This window comes from Enterobacter cloacae complex sp. 2021EL-01169 (assembly GCF_020733125.1).
Taxonomy (GTDB): Bacteria; Pseudomonadota; Gammaproteobacteria; order Enterobacterales; family Enterobacteriaceae; genus Enterobacter; species Enterobacter roggenkampii.
In genome coordinates this window covers 1-1,164 of the sequence record NZ_JAJFTC010000054.1, presented here as the reverse complement: position 1 = coordinate 1,164, position 1,164 = coordinate 1, and the positions used below count along the sequence as shown (strand labels likewise).

Below are 1,164 nucleotides of genomic sequence, written 5' to 3'. Positions count from 1 at the left end.
TAGGGAAGGTGCGAATAAGTCCAGGATATGAGGTCATAGCAGGAATGCACATCACACGTACTGAGGTCACATGAGCCAGCAATTAACCTTTGCCGACAGTGAGTTTTCCAGTAAACGTCGCCTGACGAGGAAAGAAATTTTCTTATCCCGGATGGATACTCTGCTGCCGTGGCCTCAACTGCTGGGCAACATTGAACCTGTCTATCCAAAAGCAGGTAATGGCCGCCGACCTTATTCGCTGGAAACAATGTTCCGTATTCACTGCCTGCAACTGTGGTACAGCCTCGGTGATGAAGCGATGGAAGACGCATTGTATGAGATTGCTTCGATGCGCCAATTTGCCTTGCTGTCATTGGATAAAGCTATTCCTGACCGTACTACCATCATGAACTTTCGGCACTTGCTGGAAAAATACAAACTGACTCGCAAAATATTTCAAACCGTCAATCAGTGGCTGTTGGATTGCGGCGTGATGATGACTCAGGGTACCCTGGTTGATGCCACAATTATCGAAGCACCAAGCTCAACCAAGAATAAAAACAAACAGCGTGACCCCGATATGCATCAGACCAAAAAAGGAAATCAGTGGCACTTTGGCATGAAGGCTCATATTGGAGTCGATGCTGAAAGCGGCCTTACTCATACGCTGGTGACCACCGCCGCTAATGAACATGACCTGAACCAATTGAATAATCTTCTGCACGGTGACGAAGAATTTGTCTCCGCCGATGCGGGTTATCGTGGCGCAGAGAAACGGGATGAGCTGAAGGACCGTGATGTGGACTGGTTCATCGCTGAACGTCCAGGGAAAGTCAGGATATTGAAAAAGCACCCCCGCAAAAACAAAGCCGCCATCAAACTCGAATACCTGAAAGCCAGCATCAGGGCAAAGGTGGAGCACCCGTTTAGGGTTATTAAACGTCAGTTTGGTTTTATCAAAGCACGCTACAAGGGGCTGATGAAAAATGACTCACAGTTAGCGATGCTATTCACGCTAGCGAACCTGTTTAAAGTGGATCAGATGATACGACGACAGACTAAATCCGCCTAAAATCTGGTAATAACCCAGCTAAAAGGCTAAATTTGGCCTGAATAGGCAATATATTGCTCAAAACCGGAAAATTAGAGTGTAAAAAATAGACAGACATTGCATAGTATCGATCA

1 protein-coding gene is annotated in these 1,164 nt (G+C 46.4%); it reads left to right on the top strand.

The annotated features are described in order from the left end of the window. The first annotated feature begins 70 nt into the window (after positions 1-70). Positions 71-1,051, top strand: coding sequence for an IS5 family transposase (locus tag LLF79_RS26830; RefSeq protein ID WP_004115425.1), 981 nt, complete (start codon positions 71-73; stop codon positions 1,049-1,051). The last annotated feature ends 113 nt before the right edge of the window (positions 1,052-1,164 follow it).